Source organism: Thioalkalivibrio versutus, assembly GCF_001999325.1.
Classification (GTDB): Bacteria; Pseudomonadota; Gammaproteobacteria; order Ectothiorhodospirales; family Ectothiorhodospiraceae; genus Thioalkalivibrio; species Thioalkalivibrio versutus.
Genome location: NZ_MVAR01000005.1, coordinates 12,475 through 33,652, shown reverse-complemented (window position 1 = coordinate 33,652; position 21,178 = coordinate 12,475). Strand labels below are relative to the sequence as shown.

The 21,178-nt window shown below is 65.9% G+C and carries 21 protein-coding genes and 1 pseudogene; all 22 read left to right on the top strand.

All coding sequences use genetic code 11. From position 1 onward, the window contains the following. Nucleotides 1-61: 61 nt before the first annotated feature. The 22 genes and pseudogenes from B0684_RS01740 to cheY all read left to right on the top strand — a co-directional run bounded on the left by B0684_RS01740 (nt 62) and on the right by cheY (nt 21,095). Entirely contained in the window at nt 62-1,441 is a 1,380-nt protein-coding gene (locus tag B0684_RS01740) for a sigma-54 interaction domain-containing protein (protein ID WP_026304832.1), read from the top strand. 211 nt (nt 1,442-1,652) lie between these two features. Next, nucleotides 1,653-3,011 carry a sigma-54 interaction domain-containing protein gene (locus tag B0684_RS01735; RefSeq protein WP_018650165.1) on the top strand — a complete coding sequence of 453 codons (1,359 nt, stop codon included), beginning with the start codon at nt 1,653-1,655 and terminating at the stop codon, nt 3,009-3,011. Between the two features lie 113 nt (nt 3,012-3,124). Further along, entirely contained in the window at nt 3,125-3,463 is a 339-nt protein-coding gene (fliE, locus tag B0684_RS01730; protein WP_018650164.1) for a flagellar hook-basal body complex protein FliE, read from the top strand. A 32-nt stretch (nt 3,464-3,495) separates the two neighbouring features. Next, nucleotides 3,496-5,169 (top strand): flagellar basal-body MS-ring/collar protein FliF, encoded by a 1,674-nt coding sequence (fliF, locus tag B0684_RS01725; RefSeq protein ID WP_018650163.1) that lies wholly within the window; start codon nt 3,496-3,498, stop codon nt 5,167-5,169. Further along, entirely contained in the window at nt 5,159-6,169 is a 1,011-nt protein-coding gene (fliG, locus tag B0684_RS01720; protein WP_018169717.1) for a flagellar motor switch protein FliG, read from the top strand. Before fliF ends, fliG begins: the two co-directional genes overlap by 11 nt. Then, on the top strand, nt 6,166-6,888 hold the full coding sequence (locus B0684_RS01715; protein ID WP_018169718.1) for a FliH/SctL family protein: 723 nt from the start codon (nt 6,166-6,168) through the stop codon (nt 6,886-6,888). The genes fliG and B0684_RS01715 overlap by 4 nt, the downstream gene beginning before the upstream one ends. Continuing rightward, complete coding sequence (locus B0684_RS01710) at nt 6,885-8,264, top strand: FliI/YscN family ATPase (RefSeq protein ID WP_018145756.1); 1,380 nt, start codon at nt 6,885-6,887, stop codon at nt 8,262-8,264. The genes B0684_RS01715 and B0684_RS01710 overlap by 4 nt, the downstream gene beginning before the upstream one ends. Beyond that, the gene (gene fliJ, locus B0684_RS01705; RefSeq protein WP_018650162.1) at nt 8,261-8,707 is read left to right on the top strand and encodes a flagellar export protein FliJ; all 447 of its coding nucleotides are present in this window, start codon (nt 8,261-8,263) and stop codon (nt 8,705-8,707) included. The genes B0684_RS01710 and fliJ overlap by 4 nt, the downstream gene beginning before the upstream one ends. Nucleotides 8,708-8,772: 65 nt before the next feature. After that, entirely contained in the window at nt 8,773-9,861 is a 1,089-nt protein-coding gene (locus B0684_RS01700) for a flagellar hook-length control protein FliK (RefSeq protein ID WP_018650161.1), read from the top strand. A 310-nt stretch (nt 9,862-10,171) separates the two neighbouring features. After that, nucleotides 10,172-10,669 (top strand): flagellar basal body-associated FliL family protein, encoded by a 498-nt coding sequence (locus tag B0684_RS01695; protein ID WP_018650160.1) that lies wholly within the window; start codon nt 10,172-10,174, stop codon nt 10,667-10,669. Nucleotides 10,670-10,679: 10 nt separating this feature from the next. After that, nucleotides 10,680-11,654, top strand: a complete 975-nt coding sequence (gene fliM, locus B0684_RS01690; protein ID WP_018169722.1) for a flagellar motor switch protein FliM — start codon at nt 10,680-10,682, stop codon at nt 11,652-11,654. Nucleotides 11,655-11,664: 10 nt separating this feature from the next. Beyond that, nucleotides 11,665-12,267, top strand: coding sequence for a flagellar motor switch protein FliN (fliN, locus tag B0684_RS01685; RefSeq protein ID WP_018169723.1), 603 nt, complete (start codon nt 11,665-11,667; stop codon nt 12,265-12,267). A 2-nt stretch (nt 12,268-12,269) separates the two neighbouring features. Further along, nucleotides 12,270-12,716 carry a flagellar biosynthetic protein FliO gene (gene fliO / locus B0684_RS01680; RefSeq protein ID WP_026313055.1) on the top strand — a complete coding sequence of 149 codons (447 nt, stop codon included), beginning with the start codon at nt 12,270-12,272 and terminating at the stop codon, nt 12,714-12,716. After that, nucleotides 12,716-13,468 carry a flagellar type III secretion system pore protein FliP gene (gene fliP, locus B0684_RS01675; protein WP_018145749.1) on the top strand — a complete coding sequence of 251 codons (753 nt, stop codon included), beginning with the start codon at nt 12,716-12,718 and terminating at the stop codon, nt 13,466-13,468. Before fliO ends, fliP begins: the two co-directional genes overlap by 1 nt. 9 nt (nt 13,469-13,477) lie before the next feature. Further along, nucleotides 13,478-13,747, top strand: a complete 270-nt coding sequence (gene fliQ / locus B0684_RS01670; protein ID WP_018145748.1) for a flagellar biosynthesis protein FliQ — start codon at nt 13,478-13,480, stop codon at nt 13,745-13,747. A 4-nt stretch (nt 13,748-13,751) separates the two neighbouring features. Next, nucleotides 13,752-14,525, top strand: coding sequence for a flagellar biosynthetic protein FliR (fliR, locus tag B0684_RS01665; protein ID WP_018176836.1), 774 nt, complete (start codon nt 13,752-13,754; stop codon nt 14,523-14,525). Between the two features lies 1 nt (nt 14,526). Next, nucleotides 14,527-15,678 (top strand): flagellar biosynthesis protein FlhB, encoded by a 1,152-nt coding sequence (gene flhB, locus B0684_RS01660; protein WP_018650158.1) that lies wholly within the window; start codon nt 14,527-14,529, stop codon nt 15,676-15,678. Then, the gene (gene flhA, locus B0684_RS01655) at nt 15,678-17,780 is read left to right on the top strand and encodes a flagellar biosynthesis protein FlhA (protein WP_018650157.1); all 2,103 of its coding nucleotides are present in this window, start codon (nt 15,678-15,680) and stop codon (nt 17,778-17,780) included. Before flhB ends, flhA begins: the two co-directional genes overlap by 1 nt. 43 nt (nt 17,781-17,823) lie before the next feature. Beyond that, nucleotides 17,824-18,916 (top strand): annotated as a pseudogene (gene flhF / locus B0684_RS01650) (flagellar biosynthesis protein FlhF); the annotation flags it as partial. Nucleotides 18,917-19,084: 168 nt separating this feature from the next. Beyond that, the gene (locus B0684_RS01645; RefSeq protein WP_018176833.1) at nt 19,085-19,909 is read left to right on the top strand and encodes a MinD/ParA family protein; all 825 of its coding nucleotides are present in this window, start codon (nt 19,085-19,087) and stop codon (nt 19,907-19,909) included. Next, nucleotides 19,906-20,673 carry an RNA polymerase sigma factor FliA gene (locus B0684_RS01640; protein ID WP_018169731.1) on the top strand — a complete coding sequence of 256 codons (768 nt, stop codon included), beginning with the start codon at nt 19,906-19,908 and terminating at the stop codon, nt 20,671-20,673. The genes B0684_RS01645 and B0684_RS01640 overlap by 4 nt, the downstream gene beginning before the upstream one ends. A 41-nt stretch (nt 20,674-20,714) precedes the next feature. Beyond that, on the top strand, nt 20,715-21,095 hold the full coding sequence (cheY, locus tag B0684_RS01635) for a chemotaxis response regulator CheY (RefSeq protein ID WP_018145741.1): 381 nt from the start codon (nt 20,715-20,717) through the stop codon (nt 21,093-21,095). The last annotated feature ends 83 nt before the right edge of the window (nt 21,096-21,178 follow it).

The following is a 21,178-nucleotide window of genomic DNA, read 5'->3' as shown; positions in this document are numbered from 1 at the left end:
TTGGATGCCGGCCCGGACTTTTCTCGGGTGGGCGCATCCGATCGCGGCAATCGGGGCACAGATGCGGGATCCGGGGGAACAACAACAGGCCATGCGCATTGCACTCAGCGGCGATGCGGGAGCCGCGGACGCAACACGGGCGATCCTGAACTGCCTTGGTTGCGAGGCCGAGACCCACTCCAACCCCACTGATCTGATGGACGGCACGCCCGCCGCAGCCGTGTGGCTTTGCGGACCTGCCGCCGAACTCTCCGCGCGCCTGCAGGAGCCGCGCGGGAATCTGGCACCGGTTGTCGTGCAACCGACTGACGGTGGCCAGGTGCAGGCCAACGGGGTGGATTGCATCGTCGAGCATCCGCTCTCGATTGGCCGGGTTTCTCAGGTCCTTCAGTGGCTGCGCTTCGGTCGCGAGCCGGGGTACGACGATATCCCCGGGCTGGTCGGGTCGCATCCGACCATGCAGGCGGTCAAGCGCCTGGTCGGGCAAGTGGCGCGGACCGATGCCACGGCGCTGATCCTGGGCGAGACCGGATCCGGCAAGGAGGTCGTGGCCCGCGCGATCCACAACGCCTCCGACCGCGCGGACAAGCCGTTCGTGGCAGTCAACTGTGGCGCCATCCCGGCGGATCTGTTGGAAAGCGAGCTGTTCGGCCACGAGAAGGGCGCGTTTACCGGCGCCTTCACCGCGCGCGCCGGCCGGTTTGAACTGGCCGAGGATGGCACGCTGTTTCTCGACGAGATCGGCGACATGCCGTTGCCGATGCAGGTGAAACTGCTACGCGTACTGCAGGAGCGGGTGTTCGAGCGGGTCGGCTCCAACAAGTCGATCCCGGCCCGCGCGCGAATCATCGCGGCCACCCACCGGAATCTGGATGATGCGGTGGCGGATGGCAGCTTCCGGCAGGATCTTTTCTTCCGCTTGAGTGTATTCCCGATCGAGCTGCCACCCCTGCGCGAACGCACCAGCGATATGCCGCTGCTGATCGCCGCTCTGGAAGACCGGCTGCGCGACCAGGGCATGGCCCCCGCCCACCTGACCCCTGCGGTGGTTGCCCACCTGGGGCAACTGGCGTGGCCGGGGAATATCCGCGAGCTGGCTAACCTCCTGGAGCAGCTTGCGATCATCTATCCGGATCTACCGGTGGACCTGGCGCAGCTGCCACCGCGGGTGCGTCCGGACGGAATCGAGGATCTGACCCTGCCGCCGACTACGCCGAATGGTTTCGAAGGCGGTTCCGCTGCGGGCGCCAACCTGCTGGCCGGTGGTCTGCCACCGGAGGGCGTCGATCTGCGCAGCTTCCTCAACGACCTCGAGCGCGACATGATCACCCGTGCCCTGGATGAAACCGGGCACGTGGTGGCGCGCGCCGCGCGGCGTCTGGGCATGCGGCGGACCACCCTGGTTGAGCGCATGCGCAAGTTCGGCCTGGGCAAGGCCTGAGAAGACGCGAATGCGGGCGTGAATGCGCCCGGAAATCGGTGTGCTCAAGTGGACGGAATCCCGTCACTCGATGGAGCCGAGATGGGCAACCCCCGCGTCATAGGCTTGACGGATCCCGGGCCGATCCAGAAAAACCCTCTATAAACCAATCGCCTGCCTTGATGGCGCGATGTTTGCTAGATCTTTCCCGAATCGATACGGGAAGACCTTCATGTCGCGAGCCACGATCCTGCTGGTGGATGCCGAACCCGAACTGCGAGAGGCCGTGGTCCAGGTGCTGGCCACGATCCCGCGGGTGCGTCTGCAGACGTGTACTGCCGGCGAGTTGGTGCAATCCCTGGAGGTATCCGCCCCGGCGGTCATTCTGCTGGCGCAGCCTGCGGACCTGTCCCGGGATGCCCTGAGCCATGCCACGGCAGCGCTGGCGGCAGTCAGCCGCGACGCGAGCCAGGATCAGGAACTGGCCGCGATGCGACATGGGCTGGAGGCGCACTTCGCGCTCCCGCTTATGGCGGACGAGCTGGCCGGGTGGCTGCGTCCGCGGGTGCGACCGGAGCCGTCGCTCGAGGTCCCTGCGTTGGTGACACGCAGTCCCGTGATGCGCGGCATCGATCGCTTCGTTACGCGCATTGCCGGCAGCACGGCAACCGTGTTCGTTACCGGTGAGTCGGGGGTGGGCAAGGAGGTTCTGGCGCGGCAGTTGCACGCGCGCTCGCCGCGGCGACGGGGACCATTCGAAGCGATCAACTGCGCCGCACTGCCCGAGGCGATGCTCGAGGCGATGCTCTTCGGGCATGCCAAGGGCGCCTTTACCGGCGCGGTCGAGGCACGACCGGGCAAGTTTGTGCGGGCCGACGGCGGCACATTGCTGTTGGACGAAGTGACGGAGATCCCGGTGCATTTGCAGGCAAAGCTGCTGCGTGCGCTGCAGGAGCGCGAGGTCGAGCCCCTGGGCGGGCGGCGGCCACAGCGCGTGGACGTGCGCGTGATCGCAACCTCCAATCGCGATTTGCGCGCGGCCGTGGCCGAAGGGCATTTGCGCGAAGACCTGTACTACCGACTGAACGTCTTTCCCCTGTGCATCCCGCCACTGCGCGAGCGTGCAGAAGATATTGTGCCCTTGGCCGAGGCCTTGCTCCGACGCCTGAGTGACGGCCAGCTCCAGACCCTGGATGACGGCGCACAACGACGGCTGCGCGAACACGACTGGCCGGGCAACGTGCGCGAACTGGCGAACGTGATGGAACGCGCGGTCACATTGCATGACAACGCGGATCCGCAGGTGAGTGCAGAGTCGGTTTGGCTGGATGCGGACATGGTGAATCCCTGGAGTACCGGGGCCGGCGAGGTGACCACCGGGGCGCAATCGAAGCCGGATGACGAGAACCCGACACCGATGCTGGAGCAGACCCTGCAGACGCAGGAGAGCCGGGTGATCATGAACGTCCTGCGCGAGTCCGGCGGGCGGCGCAAGGAGGCCGCCGACCGGCTGGGAATCAGCCCCAGAACATTGCGTTACAAGATTGCGCGTCTGCGCGAGCACGGCTTTGCGGTGCCCGCGTCGGGCTAATGTGTGGTCGCCTGGCATATGGATTGCTTGAGAGTTTCTGTCGAACACGAAAATACGACGGGCCCGTCGTGGTCGGTCGGCCGGCGTAACAAGACGCCCCGGGGGTAGTGAGCATGAGCGAGATGCAGATCCAGAACGTCCTGCAGCAGATGCGTCAACTGACGCAAGCCAACGGCGTGGAAAACACGAATGCGGCCCAGCAGGCGCGCGAACCCCAGCGCGTCGGCGGCACGGACTTCCAGAACGTGCTGACGGAGTCGCTACGGGGTGTCAATCAGGTGCAGCAGCAGGCGACCGATCTGCAGACGCGCTTCGAGCTGGGCGATGACAACGTGAGCCTGCCGCAGGTGATGACCGCGATGAGCAAGTCGAGCATCGCCTTCGAGGCGACCAACCAGGTGCGCAACCGTCTGCTGACGGCGTATCAGGAAATCATGCGGATGCAGGTCTGATCGGCCGATCGGGCTGAGGGAGAGAACGGACGATGGCCGAAAATGCACAATCCCTGCCCGCGGTGGTGACCGGCGGGATCAAGGAGTTTAACGGGATGCCTGCGGGCCGCCAGCTTGCCCTGATCGGCATGCTGGCGGGTGCCATTGTGGTGATCGTGGCGCTGCTGTACTGGGCGCTGCGCCCGACCTACGTACCGTTGTTTCCGCGCATGGATGCGGAGGATGCGGCGGAGGTCGTGCAAGTCCTTTCGCAGGCCGGTATCCAGTATCAGGTCGATTCCACGACGGGGCAGGTGAAGGTGCCCCAGGGCGAGGTGGCTGGTGCGCGGCTGCAGCTGGCCGGCGAAGGCCTGCCACGTTCCGGCGACATGGGCTTCGAGCTGCTGCAGGAGGATACCGGCCTGGGTACGAGCCGGATGATCGAGGGGGCGCGCCACCATCGGGCGATGGAGGGCGAACTGGCGCGTACTGTGGCATCGCTGAATGCGGTGGACCGCGCGCGTGTGCACATTGCCGAGGGTGAGCAGTCGGTGTTCGTGCGTGATCGGCGCCCGGCCAGCGCGTCGGTGGTCGTGCACCTGCGCGGTGGGCGGTCCCTGAGCGAGTCGCAGGTCGGTGCGATCGTGCACCTGGTCGCGTCCAGCACCTCTGATCTGGATCCTGATCGGGTCACTGTGGTGGACCAAAGTGGGACGCTCCTGACCCAGGATGGCGGCGAGACGGGCATGGGTGGTAGTGGCGACCGCCTGAGTTTCACCCGCGACGTGGAGACCCGCTATACCGACCGTATCCGTGACCTGCTGATTCCGATCGTCGGGCGCGACAAGGTACGGGTGCAGGTGAACGCGGACATCGACTTCTCGAGCGTCGAGCGCACCGAGGAACTGTACGATCCCGAGACGATTGCCCTGCGGTCCGAACAGACCCGCGAGGACGAGCGCACGGGACCCGAGGGCGGTATCGGGGGTGTCCCCGGGGCGCTGACTAACCAGCCGCCCGCCGGTGGGGTGGTCGGCGAGGAAGGCGAGGAGGGTGAGGGCCCGCCCGCGGCGCTCCCGGGCAGCCGCAGCACCAATATCACCCGCAACTACGAGGTGGATCGCCGCATCAACCATATCCGCGAGATGCCGGGGGGCGTGCAACGCGTGTCCACGGCGGTGGTGGTGGACTTCCGCCAGGAGGTCAACGAGGACGGCGAGACCGTGCAGGTGGCGAGGGATGCGGAGGAACTGCAACGCATCGAAGCGCTGGTGCGCGAGGCGGTTGGATTCAATGCCGAACGGGGGGATACGATCAATGTAGTGACCGCCCCGTTCGAGGCGCCCATCGAGGCGGTGGCGGCGGACGAAATCGCGTTCTGGGAACAACCCTGGTTCCTCGAGGTGGTCAAGATCGTGGCGGCATTGCTGCTGGCTCTGATTATCCTGTTGACGGTGGTGCGTCCGGCGATGAAGCATCTGATGAAGCGGCCGGCGCCGCCGCCGCGGCGCGAGGAAGATCGCGAAGCGCTGACCGACGAGTCAGCGGGCAGCGAGATGGGCATGGGGATGGGCCAGGGCGAGGGTTCGGCCGTGGCCGCGCTGACCGGCCCCAAGGGTCCGGACCAGCAGGAGATGGATCTGGAGGCGGTGCGCGAGATGGTCCGCGAGGACCCCAAGCGCGTGGCACAGGTGATGAAGACGTGGTTGGGTGACGATGGCCGCTGACAAGAACGCCAAACAGGAAGGTGCCGAGCGCGCCGCCGTGTTCATGATGAGCCTCGGCGAGGACGCCGCCGCCGAGGTCATGCGCCACATGGGGCCCAAGGAGGTGCAGAAGATTGGCACCGCGATGGCCTCCATGGACCGCATTTCGCGCAGTGACGTGAATGCCGCGCTGCATGAATTCTCCACCCACGTGCAGGAGCAGACGGCGCTGGGCGTGGGTGCCGACGAGTACGTGCGCAGCGTCATGGAGAGCGCGCTGGGTGACAAGGCCTCGGGCCTGATTGACCGCATTCTGCTGGGACGCAATTCCAAGGGAATCGAGGCCCTCAAGTGGCTGGATCCACGGGCGATCGCCGACATGCTGCGCAACGAGCACCCGCAGATCGTGGCGATTGTTCTTTCCCACCTCGACTCCGACCAGGCCTCGGACACCCTGCAGTACCTGCCCGCGCGGGTGCAGTCCGACATCGTGATGCGCATTGCGACCATGGATGGCGTTCAGCCCCAGGCCCTGCAGGAGCTGGACGAGATCCTCGACCGTCAGCTTTCCGGCAATGCCGCGAGCAAGACGTCGATGCTGGGTGGCGTGCGTTCGGCGGCCAACATCATGAACTTGATGGAGGGCTCACGGGAGGCGGAGATCATGGATACGATCAAGGAGTCCGATTCCGATCTGGGTTCGCGGATCGAGGAAGAGATGTTCGTGTTCGAGAACCTGGTGGAGATCGAGGACCGCGGTATCCAGACGCTGATGCGCGAGATCCAGACGGAATCGCTGGTGCTCGCCATGAAGGGTGCCGACGACGACATGAAGGACAAGATCTTCCGCAACATGTCCAAGCGCGCGGCCGAGATGCTGCGCGAAGACCTCGAGGCCAAGGGGCCGGTCCGGGTCAGCGAGGTCGAGGCCGCACAGAAGGAGATCCTGTCCGTGGCCCGCCGGCTCGCGGAGAACGGCGATATCGTGCTGGGTGGCGGTGGTAGCGAGGCGATGTTGTGACCGACGCCCCGGCGGCCAGGCTTTACACCGACGCGGCGGCATCGCGGTGGGAGCCGCCGGAGATTGGCGACAATGGGGTCCACCCCCCGCGTCGCCTGCCCACGGCCGCCGAGATCGAGGCGATCGAGGACGAGGCCCGCAAGAACGGGTTCGAGGGCGGTTATGCCGAGGGGCATGAACTGGGCAAGAAAGAAGCCGAGAAGGCCACCCGGGCGCGTGAGGACAAGAAACTGCGGGAGACGGTCGCCGTGCTGGAATCCGTGGCCGGCGGGCTTGCCGACCCGCTGGCGGATGCCGCCGATGCCCTGGAGCCGGAGTTGCTGGCGCTGGTGACGGCGCTTGCACGCAAGGTCGTCCAGAGCGAGCTGGAGACGCGACCGGAGCAGATCCGGACGGTCCTGGAGGGGGCATTGGCCCAGCTTCCCGGGCGCAACCAGGAGGTTCGGGTGCACTTGAACCCGGAGGACCAGGCGCTGGTGGAGGCCTATGGTGAGCGGGCGGATGCGCGCATCACCTGGGTCCCGGACGCGGGACTTGCGCGCGGCGGCTGTCGCCTCGAATCGGGCGCGGCAAGTGTCGACGCAAGTCTCGAGCGGCGTCTGCAACACGCGGTGGAAGCCCTCTGGGATGGCGACTATCCGGAGATGGACGGCGCACCCGACGAGGAAGATCACCAGTCCGCCAATTCCGTGGACAGCGCGGCCCCGGAGGATTCATGAGTACCCCGATCGACGAGGTCCGCCGCAAGGGCCGGGAACGGCTGAGTAGTGGCTTGCTGGATCGTCTGCAGCAGTCGCGCGGGCGGGTCGAGCGGGTCAATCCGCCGCAGTCGGAGGGTCACCTGTCGCGCCTGACCGGCCTGACGCTGGAGGCGGAAGGCCTGCGCTTGCCCATTGGGGGGCGCGCGCTGATCCACGGCGAGAACGGAGACACGGTGCCGGCCGAGGTCGTCGGTTTCCAGAATGAACGCACGTTCCTGATGCCTGAGGAAATCGCGGCGGGCCTGACGCCCGGCGCGCGCATCGAGCCGCTGGATAACCAGCGTCAGATTCCGGTCGGGGAGGGGCTGCTGGGCCGCGTGATCGATGCCAACGGGCAGCCGCTGGACGGAAAAGGCCCGATCCGCACCCATGATTTTGGGCTGTTGGCCGGGCGGCCGATCAACCCGCTGCAACGCGCACCGGTCCGCGAGCCGCTGGATGTGGGGATCCGGGCAATCAATGGTCTGCTGTCGGTGGGTCGTGGTCAGCGCCTCGGTCTGTTCGCCGGATCCGGGGTCGGCAAGAGTGTGCTGCTGGGGATGATGACGCGCAACACGACGGCGGACGTGATCGTGGTCGGGCTGATCGGCGAGCGCGGTCGGGAAGTGAACGAGTTCATCCACGAGATCCTCGACGAGGAATCGCGCACGCGCACGGTGGTGGTCGCCGTGCCGGCGGACCAGTCGCCGCTGTTGCGCCAGCACGGGGCCTGGGTGGCCACTGCGGTTGCGGAGCATTTCCGGGACCAGGGCCTGCACGTGCTGTTGTTGATGGATTCCCTGACCCGCTTTGCCCAGGGCGCCCGCGAGATCGCGATGGCGATCGGCGAGCCGCCGGCCTCCAAGGGGTATGCGGCATCGGTATTTGCGCGCCTGCCGCAACTGGTGGAGCGCGCCGGCAACGGCGACGTAGGGGGCGGCTCGATTACCGCCTTCTATACCGTGCTCGCCGAGGGCGATGACCAGAACGATCCGATCGTGGACGCCGCGCGCGCGATCCTGGACGGCCATGTCGTGCTGTCGCGCGAGGTGGCAGAGACCGGGCGCTACCCGGCGATCGACGTCGGTGCATCGGTCTCGCGCGTGATGTCGTCGCTGATCTCGCCGGAACACGAGCGGGCAGCGCGACGCTTCCGCGGCCTCTCCGCCACCTATATGCAGAACCGCGATCTGATCGCGGTCGGGGCCTATCGCAAGGGTGCCGACCCGCATCTGGACGAGGCAGTGGCGATGCACGAGCGCCTGGAGGCGTATCTGGCGCAGGGTCGCGAAGAGGCCGTCGGTTTTGACCGGGCGCGGGATGACCTGCTGGCGCTGGTTGGCGGGGCGGCATGAACCCGAAGCGCCTGGAACGACTGTTGCGCCTGCGCCGGATCGAGGAGAGCGAGGCCACCCGCCAGCTGGGTGAACGTCTGCAGCAACTGGATGGCATTGCCGGTCAGCGCGAGCGCCTGGAAACCTATCAGCGCGAGTATCTGCAGGCGACCCTTCCGGATGACGCCAACGCCCTCAAGTGGTTGGCGGGCATGCGCGACCAGTTGCGCTCGGCGCTGGAGCAACAGGACCTGCGCATTCAGGCGGCGGAGTCGCAGGTGGAGACCGCGCGCCAGGAGTGGCTGGAGCGCCACCGCAACAGCCTGTCGCTGGAAAAGCTGCTGCAATGCAGGAAGGCCGAGACGGCGCAACACGGCGCCCGGCGCCAGCAAACCGAACAGGATATGTGGGCCACGCGGCAGGCTCATGCGCGCGAGGAAGCGTCGCGTTGGCAAGGTTCTTGAATGGACCGTGACTATCGATTAGGGCAAGGGCCCGGGGATCCACCCGGCACACCGAGGATTCGGAGATGATCGCGACACAGAACACCGGTCAGGGCATGCTGCCGCTGCTGCAATTGCTGGGCGGCGAGGCATCGCTGCAGGACCTGGACGGCCTGAAGGGGCTGAAAGGGAAGGACGGCGAGGGGTTCCTCGCGGTTCTGGAGCCGCAGATGGAGGCCTTGCTGGCGAACCTGGGGGTGCCTGGAGACGAGCTGGAAGGGCTCGATCTGGAAGCCATGCTGGCGCGGCTGCAGGATCTACTCGACGGGCAGGGTTTCGCCGCGGGCGACGAGGCGGGGGGCAAGGGCTTGCCGGTCGCCAGCCTGATGGCGGCAGTGCAGGAACCGGGGCGTATGGACGCGGCCCGTGGGGAGGCGGGCGCCTCCGGCCGCGGGGGTGCCGAGGGCCAGGCGTTGCCGGTCAAGCCCCTGCCTGCAGCCGTCATGCGCCTGTTTGTCGAGGCCAGCCAGGCGGCGGGCGGGCGCGACGGCCTGGCCGCATTGAAGCCCGAACTGCTGGGCGCGCAGGGCGGGCTGTCGCGGGACGGCGTGCTCGATGTCCTCGCCCAGTGGATGACCCAGGGCGGGGACGACGAGTCGCGCCGCGGGCGTACCGACCCCCTGGGGGGCGTCCTGCCGGCTCTCGCCGGTGGGCAGGCCGAGGGGGCGGAGGCCGCGCGTGCGCTGCCGCGACTGGACCTGACCCGGCTCCTGCAGCAGCCCAATGGGGCCCGCGAGCTGGCCGATCAGGTGCGCATGCTCGCCCAGGCACAGGGTGGGCGCACCGAGCTCAAGCTGCATCCCCCGCAGCTGGGCAGTCTGGATATTCGGGTGCTGGTCGAGGGTGACCGCACAAGCATCCAGTTCATCAGCGCCAATCCGGTGACCCGCGAGGTGCTGGAGGCGGCCATGCCGCGCTTGCGCGACAGCCTCGCCGAGAGCGGGCTGATGCTCGAGGACGCGACCGTCTCCGACCAGGCGGCCGAGGAGGAGGCCGAGCAGGATGAGCGCCAGGCAGCCGCCGGGGCCGCTTCGGAGCTGGCCGAGGCCGAAGACAACGAGAATGAGGGCAGCACGCTCTCGATGCTGAATCGGCGCCTGGATTTGTTTGCCTGATTCGAGCCCGGCGCGGGCTCGGTCTTGCGATATCCGATGGGCGGCGGGCGGTGTCCGTGACCTGCCCCATCGGGCCCCTTTCGCTGTCGTAGCGATTTTCCGTGAGTGCCGCCAAGAATCCGTCTTTCCCGCGCGGCGGGCGGCCGATTCTTGACGTTATCGCCCGTTCCTTCCCCCGAAGTGTCCTTCAGCCTCCTCCAGTATTGGTCGCTAACTATCGGATAAAGCGATAGAAAGACAATGCTGGCATCTGCCTTGCTAAGGTCTTTTCCGAGAGCAAATCCTCGGTTTACCGGATAGCGGGTGCGACATGGCGAAGAAGGAAGTCAATCTGGACGACGAAGAAGGCGGCACCCCGAAGAAGGGCGGCATGGGCAAGCTGCTTGTGCTGCTGCTGATTGTGATCCTGCTGGTGGGCGGCGGGGCCGCTGCGGCCTGGTTCTTCCTGGTTGCGGGCGACGAGGCTGCCGAACAGGTGGAGGAGGGCCCCCCCGAGCGCTTCTACACCAGCCTGGAGCCGATGACTGTCAACATCGAAGCGCCGGGCCGCATCCGGTATCTGCGTGCCGAGGTGAGCCTGGTGACGCACGAGGCGCCGGTGATCGAGGCGTTCGAGCGGCATATGCCGGCGATCCGCAACGACATCCTGGGCATCCTGGCGGAACAGCGTTACGAGGATCTCAATACGCGTGATGGCAAGGATGCGCTGGCGGAGGAGCTGAAGGAAGCAATCCGCGAGATTCTGCGCTCGCGGGATGCGCCGGACGCGGTCGAGGCCGTGTTGTTCAACGAACTGGTGATGCAGTAGGAGCCCCGTTATGGCGCAGACGGATATCCTCAGCCAGGACGAGATCGATGCCCTCCTGCATGGTGTGGACGAGGGCGACGTCGAGACCGAAGACCCGTATCCGAGTGACGGTCAGGCGCGGGAATTCAACTTTGCCACGCAGGATCGCATCGTCCGTGGGCGCATGCCCACGCTGGAGATGATCAACGAGCGCTTTGCGCGTCAGCTCCGGGTCCGTCTGTTCAATGTACTGCGTCGCTCGGCCGAGATCTCGGTGGTCGGCACCCGTATCACCAAGTTCTCCGAGTACATGCACTCGCTGTTTGTCCCCACCAGCCTGAATCTGGTGCGGGCGCATCCGCTGCATGGCACCGGCTTGTTCGTGTTCGACCCCAAGCTGGTGTTCATCCTGGTCGACAACTTTTTCGGTGGCGACGGGCGCTACTACACCCGCATCGAGGGGCGAGACTTCACCCCGATGGAGATGAAGGTCGTCCACGGCGTGCTGGAAGGGGCCTTCGAGGATATGCAGAAGGCCTGGCAGCCGGTGATGGAGCTGAAGTTCGAGTTCCTGAACTCCGAGGTCAACCCGCAGTTCGCGAACATCGTCTCGCCGACCGAGATCGTGGTCATCAGCGAGTTCCACATCGAGCTCGACGGGGGCGGCGGCAACCTGCACGTGACCCTGCCGTACTCGATGATCGAGCCGATCCGCGAGCAGCTGGATACCGGCATCCAGTCGGATCGCTCCGACGTCGACCAGCGCTGGATGCACGCGCTGCAGGAGGAGATCCAGACCGCCGAGGTCGAGATCAGCTCCATGCTGGCGGAGACCGAGGTCACCGTGCGCGAGCTACTGGATATCCAGCCGGGCGACATCATCCCGGTGGACCTCCCCGAGAAGATCACCTTGCAGGTCGAAGACATCCCGATGTTCCGCGGGAAGTTCGGCGTATCCAATGGCATGAATGCGATCCAGGTTTCGGAACGCATCATCAAACGATAGAGGGCGCAGCATGGCTGACACCGACGATCCCAAACAGGACACCCCGACCGCGGATGAAGATACCGCGGGCGCTGAAACCATGGCCGAGACCGAAGGCGGTAGCGACGACCAGGCGCTGGCCGACGAATGGGGGGCCGCTCTGGCGGAACAGTCCGCCCTGGCCGAGCAGAAGGATGACGAAGAGGCCGCCGACCCGGACGCCCTGCTGAACGAAGCACAAGGCGGTGGGGGTGCCGCGTCCGCGCAAGCGGCGCCGAAGACCGAGAAGAAGGAACGCAAGCACAAGCCGGATTCGGCCGCGGAGGCCCTGCAGCCTGAACAACTGTCGGGGGTGGTGCAGGGCGACGGCGAGGAGATGAACCTGGAGATGGTGCTGGACGTTCCAGTGACCATCGCCATGGAGATCGGTCGCACGCGCATCCCGATCCGCAACCTGCTGCAGCTGAACCAGGGCTCGGTGGTGGAGCTGGACCGTCTGGCCGGGGAGCCGCTGGACGTGCTGGTGAACGGCACGCTGATCGCGCACGGCGAGGTCGTGGTGGTCAACGAGAAGTTCGGTATCCGGCTGACCGATGTGATCAGCCCCAGTGAGCGCATCCGCAAGCTCAAATAGCCATGAATCCACGTAATACGCGTAGTTCGGCCCTCGTCCTGGCGGCCGTCACGGGGACCCTCTGGCCTTTGACTGCCCTTGCGGAGGGTGGCAGTGGCGGGGCCGCTGCCTATCTGACCCAGCTAATCGGCGGTCTGGTACTGGTGATCGGTGCCATTGTGGTGCTGGGCTGGATCCTGCGCCGGACCCAGGGCGGACTGAACCGCGGCTCGCAGGTGATCGAGATCGTCGCGGCACGCTCGGTGGGCACGCGCGAGCGTCTGGTGCTGGTGCAGGTGGGCGATGAACAGGTGCTGGTGGGCGTGGCGCCTTCCGGCATGCGCACCCTGCACACGATGCGCGAGCCGGTGGTGGCGCCGGTAGGCGAGACCCCGGACTTCTCCAGTGCGCTCAAGCGCGCCGTGACCCGCCGGGCTCCGCCCGGTAGCAGCGAGCGGGGGCAGTTGTGATGGCGCTGTTCCTGCGGTTCGCGCTGGCACTGGGCCTGCTGCTCCTGCCGGGCCTCGCCGGGGCCCAAGTGGCGCAGGGTATCGAGGCCCTGACCGTGACCACCAACGGAGACGGGGGCGAGACCTACTCGGTCACGCTGCAGATCATCCTGTTGATGACGCTGCTCACCCTGCTGCCGTCGATCCTGATCATGATGACGTCCTTCACCCGGATCATTGTGGTGTTGGCGATCCTGCGCCAGGGCCTGGGCACGACCCAGACGCCCTCGAATCAGATCCTGATCGGTTTGGCCTTTTTCCTGACCCTGTTCGTGATGGCCCCGGTGCTCGACGAGATCTACGAGACCGCGTTTGTGCCCTACGTGAACGAGGAGATCGGGACGGAGGAGGTGATCGAGGCGGGGGTGCAGCCGTTGCGCGAGTTCATGTTGATGCATACCCGCGAAAGCGATATCGCGATGTTTGCCGAGATCAACGGGATCGACGGATTCGAGGAGGCGGATGACATCCCGTTGAACCTGCTGGTGCCAGCGTTCATTACCAGCGAGCTGAAGACCGCATTCCAGATTGGCTTCCTGATCCTGATCCCGTTCCTGATCATCGACCTGGTGGTGGCCTCGGTCCTGATGTCGATGGGGATGGTGATGCTCTCCCCGCTGATTATCTCGCTGCCGTTCAAGGTGATGCTGTTCGTTCTGGTGGACGGCTGGGCGCTGATGATGAACACCCTTGCCACCAGTTTCTTCGTGTAGGAGAGCGCGATGACACCCGAACTCGTTGTGGACATCGGTCGCGAGACGCTGACCGTGGTGGTCCTGCTGGCCGCGCCGCCGCTGCTGACGGCGCTGGCCGTGGGTCTGACCATCGGGATGCTGCAGGCAGCGACCCAGATACAGGAAATGACCCTGTCGTTCATCCCCAAGCTGCTGGCGATGTTCGCGGCGCTGCTGATCAGCGGGCACTGGATGCTGGCGTTGTTGATCGACTACACCGAGCGCCTCTACGAGGGTGCGCCGGGGATGGTGGGGTAGGCATATGGCCCTGGCGGCGGAACAGCTGGTGCTGTGGGTGGGGGCGGTCCTGTGGCCGTTCGCCCGCATTGGCGCCATGCTCGTCGCCATGCCGATCTTCGGTGCGGATACGGTCAATGCGCGGGTGCGCATGGGGCTGGCGCTGTTGCTGGCGATCTTCGTGGCCATGCAGGGGCCGGTCCTGCCGGATATCGATCCGCTCAGCCTGGAGGGCGTGCTGGTCACCCTGCACCAGGTCGCGATCGGCGTGTTCATGGGGTTCATTCTGCAGATGGTGTTCTCGGCCGTGACTCAGGCGGGCGAGGTGGTCGCACTGGGCATGGGCCTGGGTTTTGCCTCGATCATGGATCCGGCCCAGGGCGTGCAGGTCCCGGTGGTCTCCACCATCTTTGTGATCTTCTCGACCCTCCTGTTCCTGGCGATGAACGGCCATCTGATCGCCCTGGAGCTGATGCTGACCAGCTTCGAGACCATGCCGATCGCCCCGACCGGTCTGAACGCCGAGGCCTTCTACGCCCTGGTGGGCTTCGGCTCCACGATGTTTGTGGGCGCGGTGCTGGTGGCGTTGCCGGCGGTTGCCTCGCTCCTGTTGGTGAATATCTCCATGGGGGTCATCACCCGCGCGTCCCCGCAACTCAACATCTTCGCGGTGGGTTTCCCGATGATGATCCTGATCGGGTTCGTACTGATGATGTTGATCCTGCCGGGCCTGCCCGAACGCTTCGGCGAGCTGATGCTCGAGGGCTTCAACCTGATGCAGACCCGGATGGGCTTCTGAGATGGCCGAGAACGAGAGCGGACAGGAAAAAAGCGAAGAGCCCACTCCGAAACGCCTGCGCGAGGCGAAGGAGAAGGGGCAGGTCCCGCGCTCGCGCGAGCTGAGCACCTTTCTGGTGCTGATGGCGGGCGGGAGCTTCCTGCTGATGTACGGCCCGAACATGGGGGCGCAACTTACTGAACAGATGAGCAGTCGCCTGGATTTCGAACGCGAAATGGCCTACGACTCGTCGCTGTTATTGCCTTATCTGGCCGATGAGATCTTCCGTACCCTGCGGACCCTGTTCCCGTTGTTCGGCGTACTGATCGTCGCCGCGGTACTCGCGCCGATCGTGATCGGCGGCGCCAATTTTTCCTGGAAGGCCGCCGCGCCCAAGGTCTCCAAGCTGAATCCCGGGAAGGGCCTCAAGCGAATCTTCTCCTGGCAGGGGCTGATGGAGTTCGGCAAGACCTTCGCCAAGTTCGTACTGATCAGCAGTGTCGCGGTCGCCGTGCTGGCCACCTTCTCCGACCGGCTGCTGATGCTCGGTTACGAGCCTGTTCATCAGGGCATCATCCATGCCGCCCAGCTGGTTCTGGGAACCTTCATCGCGGTCTCGGCGGCCCTGATCGTGGTCGCCGCCATTGATGCGCCGTTCCAGATGTGGAATCACCAGAAGCAGTTGCGCATGACCCGGCAGGAGGTCAAGGACGAGTACAAGGAGACCGACGGCAAGCCGGAGGTCAAGCAGAAGATCCGTCAGTTGCAGCAGGAGATGGCGCAGCGGCGAATGATGGAGGAGGTCCCCAAGGCCGACGTGATCATCACCAACCCGACCCACTACGCCGTGGCTATCGTCTACGAGGCCTCGCGCATGGCGGCACCGAAGGTGGTGGCCAAGGGCGTCGACGAGGTGGCCGCCTCGATCCGCGCAGTCGGGGACGAACACGCGATCATCCGTGTCGAGGCCCCGCGCGTGGCCCGCGCCATCTATTTCACCACCGATCTGAACCAGGAAGTGCCCAACGGTCTGTTCGTGGCCGTGGCCCGCATCCTGGCGTACGTCTACCAGCTCAAGCGGGCCGATGCCGACGCGCAGATGCCGGATGACCTTCCAGTGCCCGAGGACTATCTCGATCCTGACAAGCAACGCGGCCCGCGGAGGGATCGCTAATGGCCTTCTTTGACCGTCTGGGTAACGTGGGCAAGTGGGGGCTGGGGGCGCCGATCCTGCTGATCGCGATGCTCTCGATGATGGTGCTGCCGCTGCCGCCGCTGGCGCTGGACGTGCTGTTCACCTTCAATATCGCGCTGTCGCTGGTGGTGATCATGGTTGCGGTGTACACCCCGCGGCCGCTGGAATTCGCGGTCTTCCCGACCGTGTTGCTGGTCGCTACGCTGCTGCGCCTGGCGCTGAACATCGCCTCCACCCGCGTGATCCTGCTGGAAGGCCACACCGGCACGGATGCCGCCGGCAAGGTCATCCAGGCCTTCGGCGACTTCGTGGTCGGCGGCAACTACACCGTGGGGCTGGTGGTGTTCGCGATCCTGATCATCATCAACTTCGTGGTGGTGACCAAGGGGGCCGGGCGTGTGTCCGAGGTCAGCGCCCGCTTTACCCTGGATTCCATGCCCGGCAAGCAGATGGCGATCGACGCCGACCTGAACGCCGGCATCCTGACTCAGGAAGAGGCGCGCAAGCGCCGCGAGGAGATTGCCAGCGAGGCGGACTTCTACGGCTCCATGGACGGTGCCTCCAAGTTCGTCCGCGGCGATGCCATCGCGGGGATCCTGATCCTGTTCGTAAACATCATCGGCGGGCTCACCATCGGTGCGGTGCAGCACGGCATGTCGATCGGCGATGCCGCGACCAACTACGTGTTGCTGACCATCGGCGACGGCATCGTTGCCCAGATCCCGTCGCTGGTGCTGTCCTCCGCCACCGCGATCATCGTGACCCGCGTGACCAGCAGCCAGGACATGGGCCAGCAGGTGTACGGGCAGATGTTCTCCAACCCGCGGGTCCTGTACGTCGCCGGTGGCGTGATCGGCGCGCTGGGCGTCGTGCCGGGCATGCCGAACGCCGTGTTCCTGGGGCTGGCGGCGTTGATCTTTGGCTGGGCCTACCTGCTCAAGCGCCGGAGCCGCGAGGCCGAGGTGGAAGTGGAGCGCATCCCGCAGGAAGACGAGGGCGGGGCTCGTTCGGAGGATCGCGACCTGACCTGGGAAGATGTCCCGCCGGTGGACCTGGTCTCCCTCGAGGTCGGCTACCGCCTGATCCCCTTGGTGGACCGCACCCAGGACGGCCAGCTGATGGGACGGATCAAGGGCGTGCGCCGCAAGCTGTCGCAGGAGCTCGGCTTCCTGCTGCAGCCGGTGCATATCCGCGACAACCTGGAATTGAGCCCGAACGCCTACCGGATCAGCCTGCTGGGCGTCACTGTGGCGGAGGCCGAGGTGTTTCCCGATCGCGAACTGGCGATCAATCCGGGCGAGGTCTTCGGCACCGTCCCGGGTACCCCGACCAAGGACCCGACCTTCAACCTGGATGCCCTGTGGATCGACCCGTCGGATCGCGACCAGGCCCAGGGTGCCGGCTATACCGTGGTCGACTGCTCCACGGTGATTGCGACGCATCTGTCGCAGGTGTTCCGCGAGAACGCCCACCGCCTGATCGGGCACGAGGAGGCACAGCACCTGCTGGATCAGCTGGCGCGGCATTCGCCGAAGCTGGTGGAGAACCTCGTGCCCAAGACCCTGTCGCTTTCGATCGTGCTGAAGGTGTTGCAGAACCTGCTGGCCGAGCAGGTCTCGATCCGCGACCTGCGCACGATCGCCGAAACCCTGGCAGACGACGGGGTGAAGAGTCAGGATCCCGGCACTTTGACCGCAGCGGTGCGCGTCGCGCTGGCGCGCTCCATCGTCCAGGACCTTGTAGGACCGGAGGATGAGCTGCCACTGATCGCCCTGGACCCGTCGCTGGAACAGCTCTTGCATAAGTCCCTCCAGGGCAGCTCGGGTGGCACGGTTGGACTGGAGCCCGGGCTGGCGGAACGGCTGCAGCGTTCGGTTGCGGATGCGGCGCGGCGCCAGGAGACGGCCGGCCAAGCGGCGATCCTGGTGGTGGCACCGGAGATCCGTTCCTGGATTGCCGGCTGGTTGCGCGGCGCGGTTCGCAGCCTGACCGTCCTGGCGTTTACCGAGATCCCCGACAACCGGCGGATTCGGGTAGTGGCCACGGTCGGTCAGGAAGAAACGCAGAAGCAGTCCGCATGAGACATAGGGGTTCCGCCGCGTGAGCGGCGCAGGAGATCAAAGCATGAATGTCAGACGATATCGGGCCCGGGACATGCGCGACGCCATGCGTCAGGTGCGCGAACAACAGGGAGAGGATGCCGTGATCCTCTCCAGTCGCCGGGTGGATGGCTGGCTGGAGGTGGTCGCCGCCCTGGAGGATGGCGAGTCCTCGGAGCCGGTTCGCGAGCCGGAGGCTGCAAACCCGGCCCGCGAGGCGCGCACCGCCGACCGCGCCCCGAATTCGGCGGCGCCTTCCTGGCCGGCCGATCCCGAACTCACTGCGATGCGCCAGGAGTTGCGTGACCTGCGCAGCCTGATGACGCGTCAGTATGCGGAGAGTGACGAGGCTCGCTGGGCGGCCCGTCATCCGCTGGCGGCAGAATGCAAGGTCCGCCTGATCGACCGCGGCTTCAGTGAATCGCTGGCCCGCAGCCTGGCGGGCAGCATCCTCGATGACAGCTCCCCCGAGCAGGCTTGGGAGCGTCTCCGCGCGCGGCTTTCGGGTGCGATTGCCACGCATCGCCCGGCGATCCTGGACGAGGGCGGGCTGCTGGCGATGGTGGGGCCGACCGGTGTCGGCAAGACCACCACGCTGGCACGGATCGCGTTGCGCCAGATCCGTCGGATGGGACCGGATTCGGTTACGCTGGTGACCCTGGACAGCCAGCGCATCGGTGCCACACGGCAGCTGCAAGCCTTTGCGCAGATGGCGGGGATCTCGGTGCGCGTGCTGCAGAATGCGCGCGAACTGCGCGATCTGGCGCGGCGCGTGGACGATGGCCACCTGATCCTGGTGGATACCGCCGGGCAGGCGCCGCGCGCGGTGGAGGAGGAGTCGCTGTTCGCGCATCTGCCGCCGGATATCCGTGCCGAGAGCTGGTTGGTTGTGTCGGCCACGACCCAGGGCAGTACCTTGCGGCGGGTGCTGGAGGCGTTTCGCAAGGCGGATCCCTCGGCGCTGGTGCTGACCAAGCTGGACGAGGCAGAACAGCTGGGCGAGGTCCTGTCGGTCCTGCTGGATCAGCACCTGGGACTTGGGTTCGTGAGCGATGGCCAGCGCATCGCCGAGGATTTTCACCGGGTTGATACGGGGTATCTGACCCGCCTGGCGCTGGACGACGACGCGGAGGGCGCGCGGGCGGGTGGCAATGCCCGTGAGACCTGGGCTGCCGAACGGCTGGCCGAAATGGAACCGCCGCGACGCTCGCGCGCGCCGCTGCGCCCGGCGCAGGGGACCGAGCCGGCAACACTGGAACTGATTCAGCCGGTTGGAAAGGGGCGTTATGCCACGCACTAACAAGCCGTTGAAGGTCATTGCGGTCGCGTCGGGCAAGGGCGGGGTCGGGAAGACCAACGTGTCGGTCAATCTGGCGGTCGGCCTGGCCCGGTTGGGCCGCGAGGTGATGCTGTTCGATGCGGATCTGGGCCTGGCCAACGTGGACCTGTTGCTCGGGATGCGCCCGGAGCGCACCCTGCATGATCTGGTGACCGGCGCGGTGGACAGCCTGGACGATGTCCTGGTCCAGGGGCCGGACGGGGTGAAGGTGGTCCCGTCGGCCTCCGGTATCGCGGCGATGGCGAACCTCACGCCGGCGGAGCACGCAGGGCTGATCCATGCCTTCAGCGCCTACCGCAGGCCGCTGGATGTCCTGATCGTGGACACCGCCGCAGGCCTGCAGGAGTCGGTGACTTCGTTCTGCCGGGCGGTACAGGAGACCCTGGTGGTGGTCTGCGACGAGCCGGCTTCGATTACCGATGCCTATGCCTTGATCAAGGTGCTGCACCGTGACCACGGCCTGCGGCGTTTCCGCATGGTCACGAACATGGTCAGCGGACGCGAGGGGGCGGAGCGGCTGATGCAGAAACTCAATACCGTCTGCGGCAAGTACCTGCCGGAGGTGGTCCTGGACCTGGCCGGCTATATCCCCATGGACGAACATCTGCGCAAGGCCGTGCAGAAAAGGGCGCCGGTGGTTCAGCAGTATCCCGGCAGTCCGGCTGGCAAGGCGTTTGCCGACCTGGCACACACGGTGGATCGCTGGCCAGTCGGTGGGGGTGACCACGGGGGCGTCGGGTTCTTCGTGGAACGAATGCTGCAGAGCGCATGATGACGACGCGTAATCGCCTTTCCGGCTACCAGGCGACGTCCACCGCGACCGGTGGACACGAGAAGCTGATTGCCGATCACGTTGAACTGGTGCATCGCATTGCGCACCACCTGATGGCCCGTCTACCGGCCTCGGTCCAGGTCGATGACCTGATCCAGGCCGGCATGATCGGTCTGCTGGAGGCGGCGCGGCAGTTCGAGGGCGGGCAGGGGGCGACCTTTGCCACCTACGCCGGAATCCGCATCCGCGGCGCGATGATCGACGAGTTGCGTCGCAGTGACTGGACGCCACGTTCGGTGCATCGCAACAGCCGGCGTATTGCCGCCGCGATCCAGAGTGTCGAGGCCCGCGAGGGGCGTGCGGCGCGTGGGAGCGAGGTGGCGGCCGAGCTGGACGTGCCTATCGATGACTATTACGACATGCTCAAGGACCACGCCGGGGCCCATCTGTTTGCACTGGACGATCTGGGTGGCGGGGATGACGGGGCCGATCGCGTGATCGAGGGGCAGGAAGTCTCGCCGTCGCGTAGCCTTGAGGCTGGCGAGTTTCGCGAGGAGTTGGCCGAGGCCCTTGGGGATCTGCCTGAACGCGAACGCCTGGTGCTTTCGCTGTATTACACCGAAGAACTGAATCTGCGCGAGATCGGGGCTGTTCTGGGCGTGACCGAGTCGCGCGTGAGCCAGATTCGCAGCCAGGCGGTCATTCGGCTGCGCGCGCGCATGGGGTCGTGGCTCGAAGACGGCGCGGCTTTGCAGTTATTCTAAAACTCACCTTACGAATCCCGGAGTGACGTGTGGACAAGGGAATGAAAATTCTCATCGTGGACGATTTTTCCACGATGCGGCGCATTATCAAGAACCTCTTGCGCGATCTTGGCTTCAATAATACGCAGGAAGCCGACGACGGCAGCACCGCGCTGCCGATGCTGCAAAATGGTGATTTCGACTTCCTGATTACCGACTGGAACATGCCCAACATGCCGGGCATCGACCTGCTGAAGGCCGTCCGGGCGGATGCCAACCTGAAGTCGATGCCGGTGCTGATGGTGACGGCCGAGGCCAAGCGCGACCAGATCGTGGAGGCCGCGGAGGCGGGTGTGAACGGTTATGTGGTCAAGCCGTTTACCGCCGAAACGCTGAAGGAAAAGATCGACAAGATCTTCGAACGTATTGAAGCACAGGGCTAAGGATCGCCCGGTGGTGAATACGGACGACGTCCGTCTCGCTTGCGCGGGTGGGCGTGACCCGGCTCCTTCGGCGCCGTACCAGC

Bases quoted from the DNA above. Each gene is read 5' to 3' on its own strand.
- B0684_RS01740 (WP_026304832.1), top strand. From the start codon at position 62: ATGCGGGATCCGGGGGAACAACAACAGGCCATGCGCATTGCACTCAGC.
- B0684_RS01735 (WP_018650165.1), top strand. From the start codon at position 1,653: ATGTCGCGAGCCACGATCCTGCTGGTGGATGCCGAACCCGAACTGCGA.
- fliE (WP_018650164.1), top strand. From the start codon at position 3,125: ATGAGCGAGATGCAGATCCAGAACGTCCTGCAGCAGATGCGTCAACTG.
- fliF (WP_018650163.1), top strand. From the start codon at position 3,496: ATGGCCGAAAATGCACAATCCCTGCCCGCGGTGGTGACCGGCGGGATC.
- fliG (WP_018169717.1), top strand. From the start codon at position 5,159: ATGGCCGCTGACAAGAACGCCAAACAGGAAGGTGCCGAGCGCGCCGCC.
- B0684_RS01710 (WP_018145756.1), top strand. From the start codon at position 6,885: ATGAGTACCCCGATCGACGAGGTCCGCCGCAAGGGCCGGGAACGGCTG.
- fliJ (WP_018650162.1), top strand. From the start codon at position 8,261: ATGAACCCGAAGCGCCTGGAACGACTGTTGCGCCTGCGCCGGATCGAG.
- B0684_RS01700 (WP_018650161.1), top strand. From the start codon at position 8,773: ATGATCGCGACACAGAACACCGGTCAGGGCATGCTGCCGCTGCTGCAA.
- B0684_RS01695 (WP_018650160.1), top strand. From the start codon at position 10,172: ATGGCGAAGAAGGAAGTCAATCTGGACGACGAAGAAGGCGGCACCCCG.
- fliM (WP_018169722.1), top strand. From the start codon at position 10,680: ATGGCGCAGACGGATATCCTCAGCCAGGACGAGATCGATGCCCTCCTG.
- fliN (WP_018169723.1), top strand. From the start codon at position 11,665: ATGGCTGACACCGACGATCCCAAACAGGACACCCCGACCGCGGATGAA.
- fliO (WP_026313055.1), top strand. From the start codon at position 12,270: ATGAATCCACGTAATACGCGTAGTTCGGCCCTCGTCCTGGCGGCCGTC.
- fliP (WP_018145749.1), top strand. From the start codon at position 12,716: ATGGCGCTGTTCCTGCGGTTCGCGCTGGCACTGGGCCTGCTGCTCCTG.
- fliQ (WP_018145748.1), top strand. From the start codon at position 13,478: ATGACACCCGAACTCGTTGTGGACATCGGTCGCGAGACGCTGACCGTG.
- fliR (WP_018176836.1), top strand. From the start codon at position 13,752: ATGGCCCTGGCGGCGGAACAGCTGGTGCTGTGGGTGGGGGCGGTCCTG.
- flhB (WP_018650158.1), top strand. From the start codon at position 14,527: ATGGCCGAGAACGAGAGCGGACAGGAAAAAAGCGAAGAGCCCACTCCG.
- flhA (WP_018650157.1), top strand. From the start codon at position 15,678: ATGGCCTTCTTTGACCGTCTGGGTAACGTGGGCAAGTGGGGGCTGGGG.
- B0684_RS01645 (WP_018176833.1), top strand. From the start codon at position 19,085: ATGCCACGCACTAACAAGCCGTTGAAGGTCATTGCGGTCGCGTCGGGC.
- B0684_RS01640 (WP_018169731.1), top strand. From the start codon at position 19,906: ATGATGACGACGCGTAATCGCCTTTCCGGCTACCAGGCGACGTCCACC.
- cheY (WP_018145741.1), top strand. From the start codon at position 20,715: ATGAAAATTCTCATCGTGGACGATTTTTCCACGATGCGGCGCATTATC.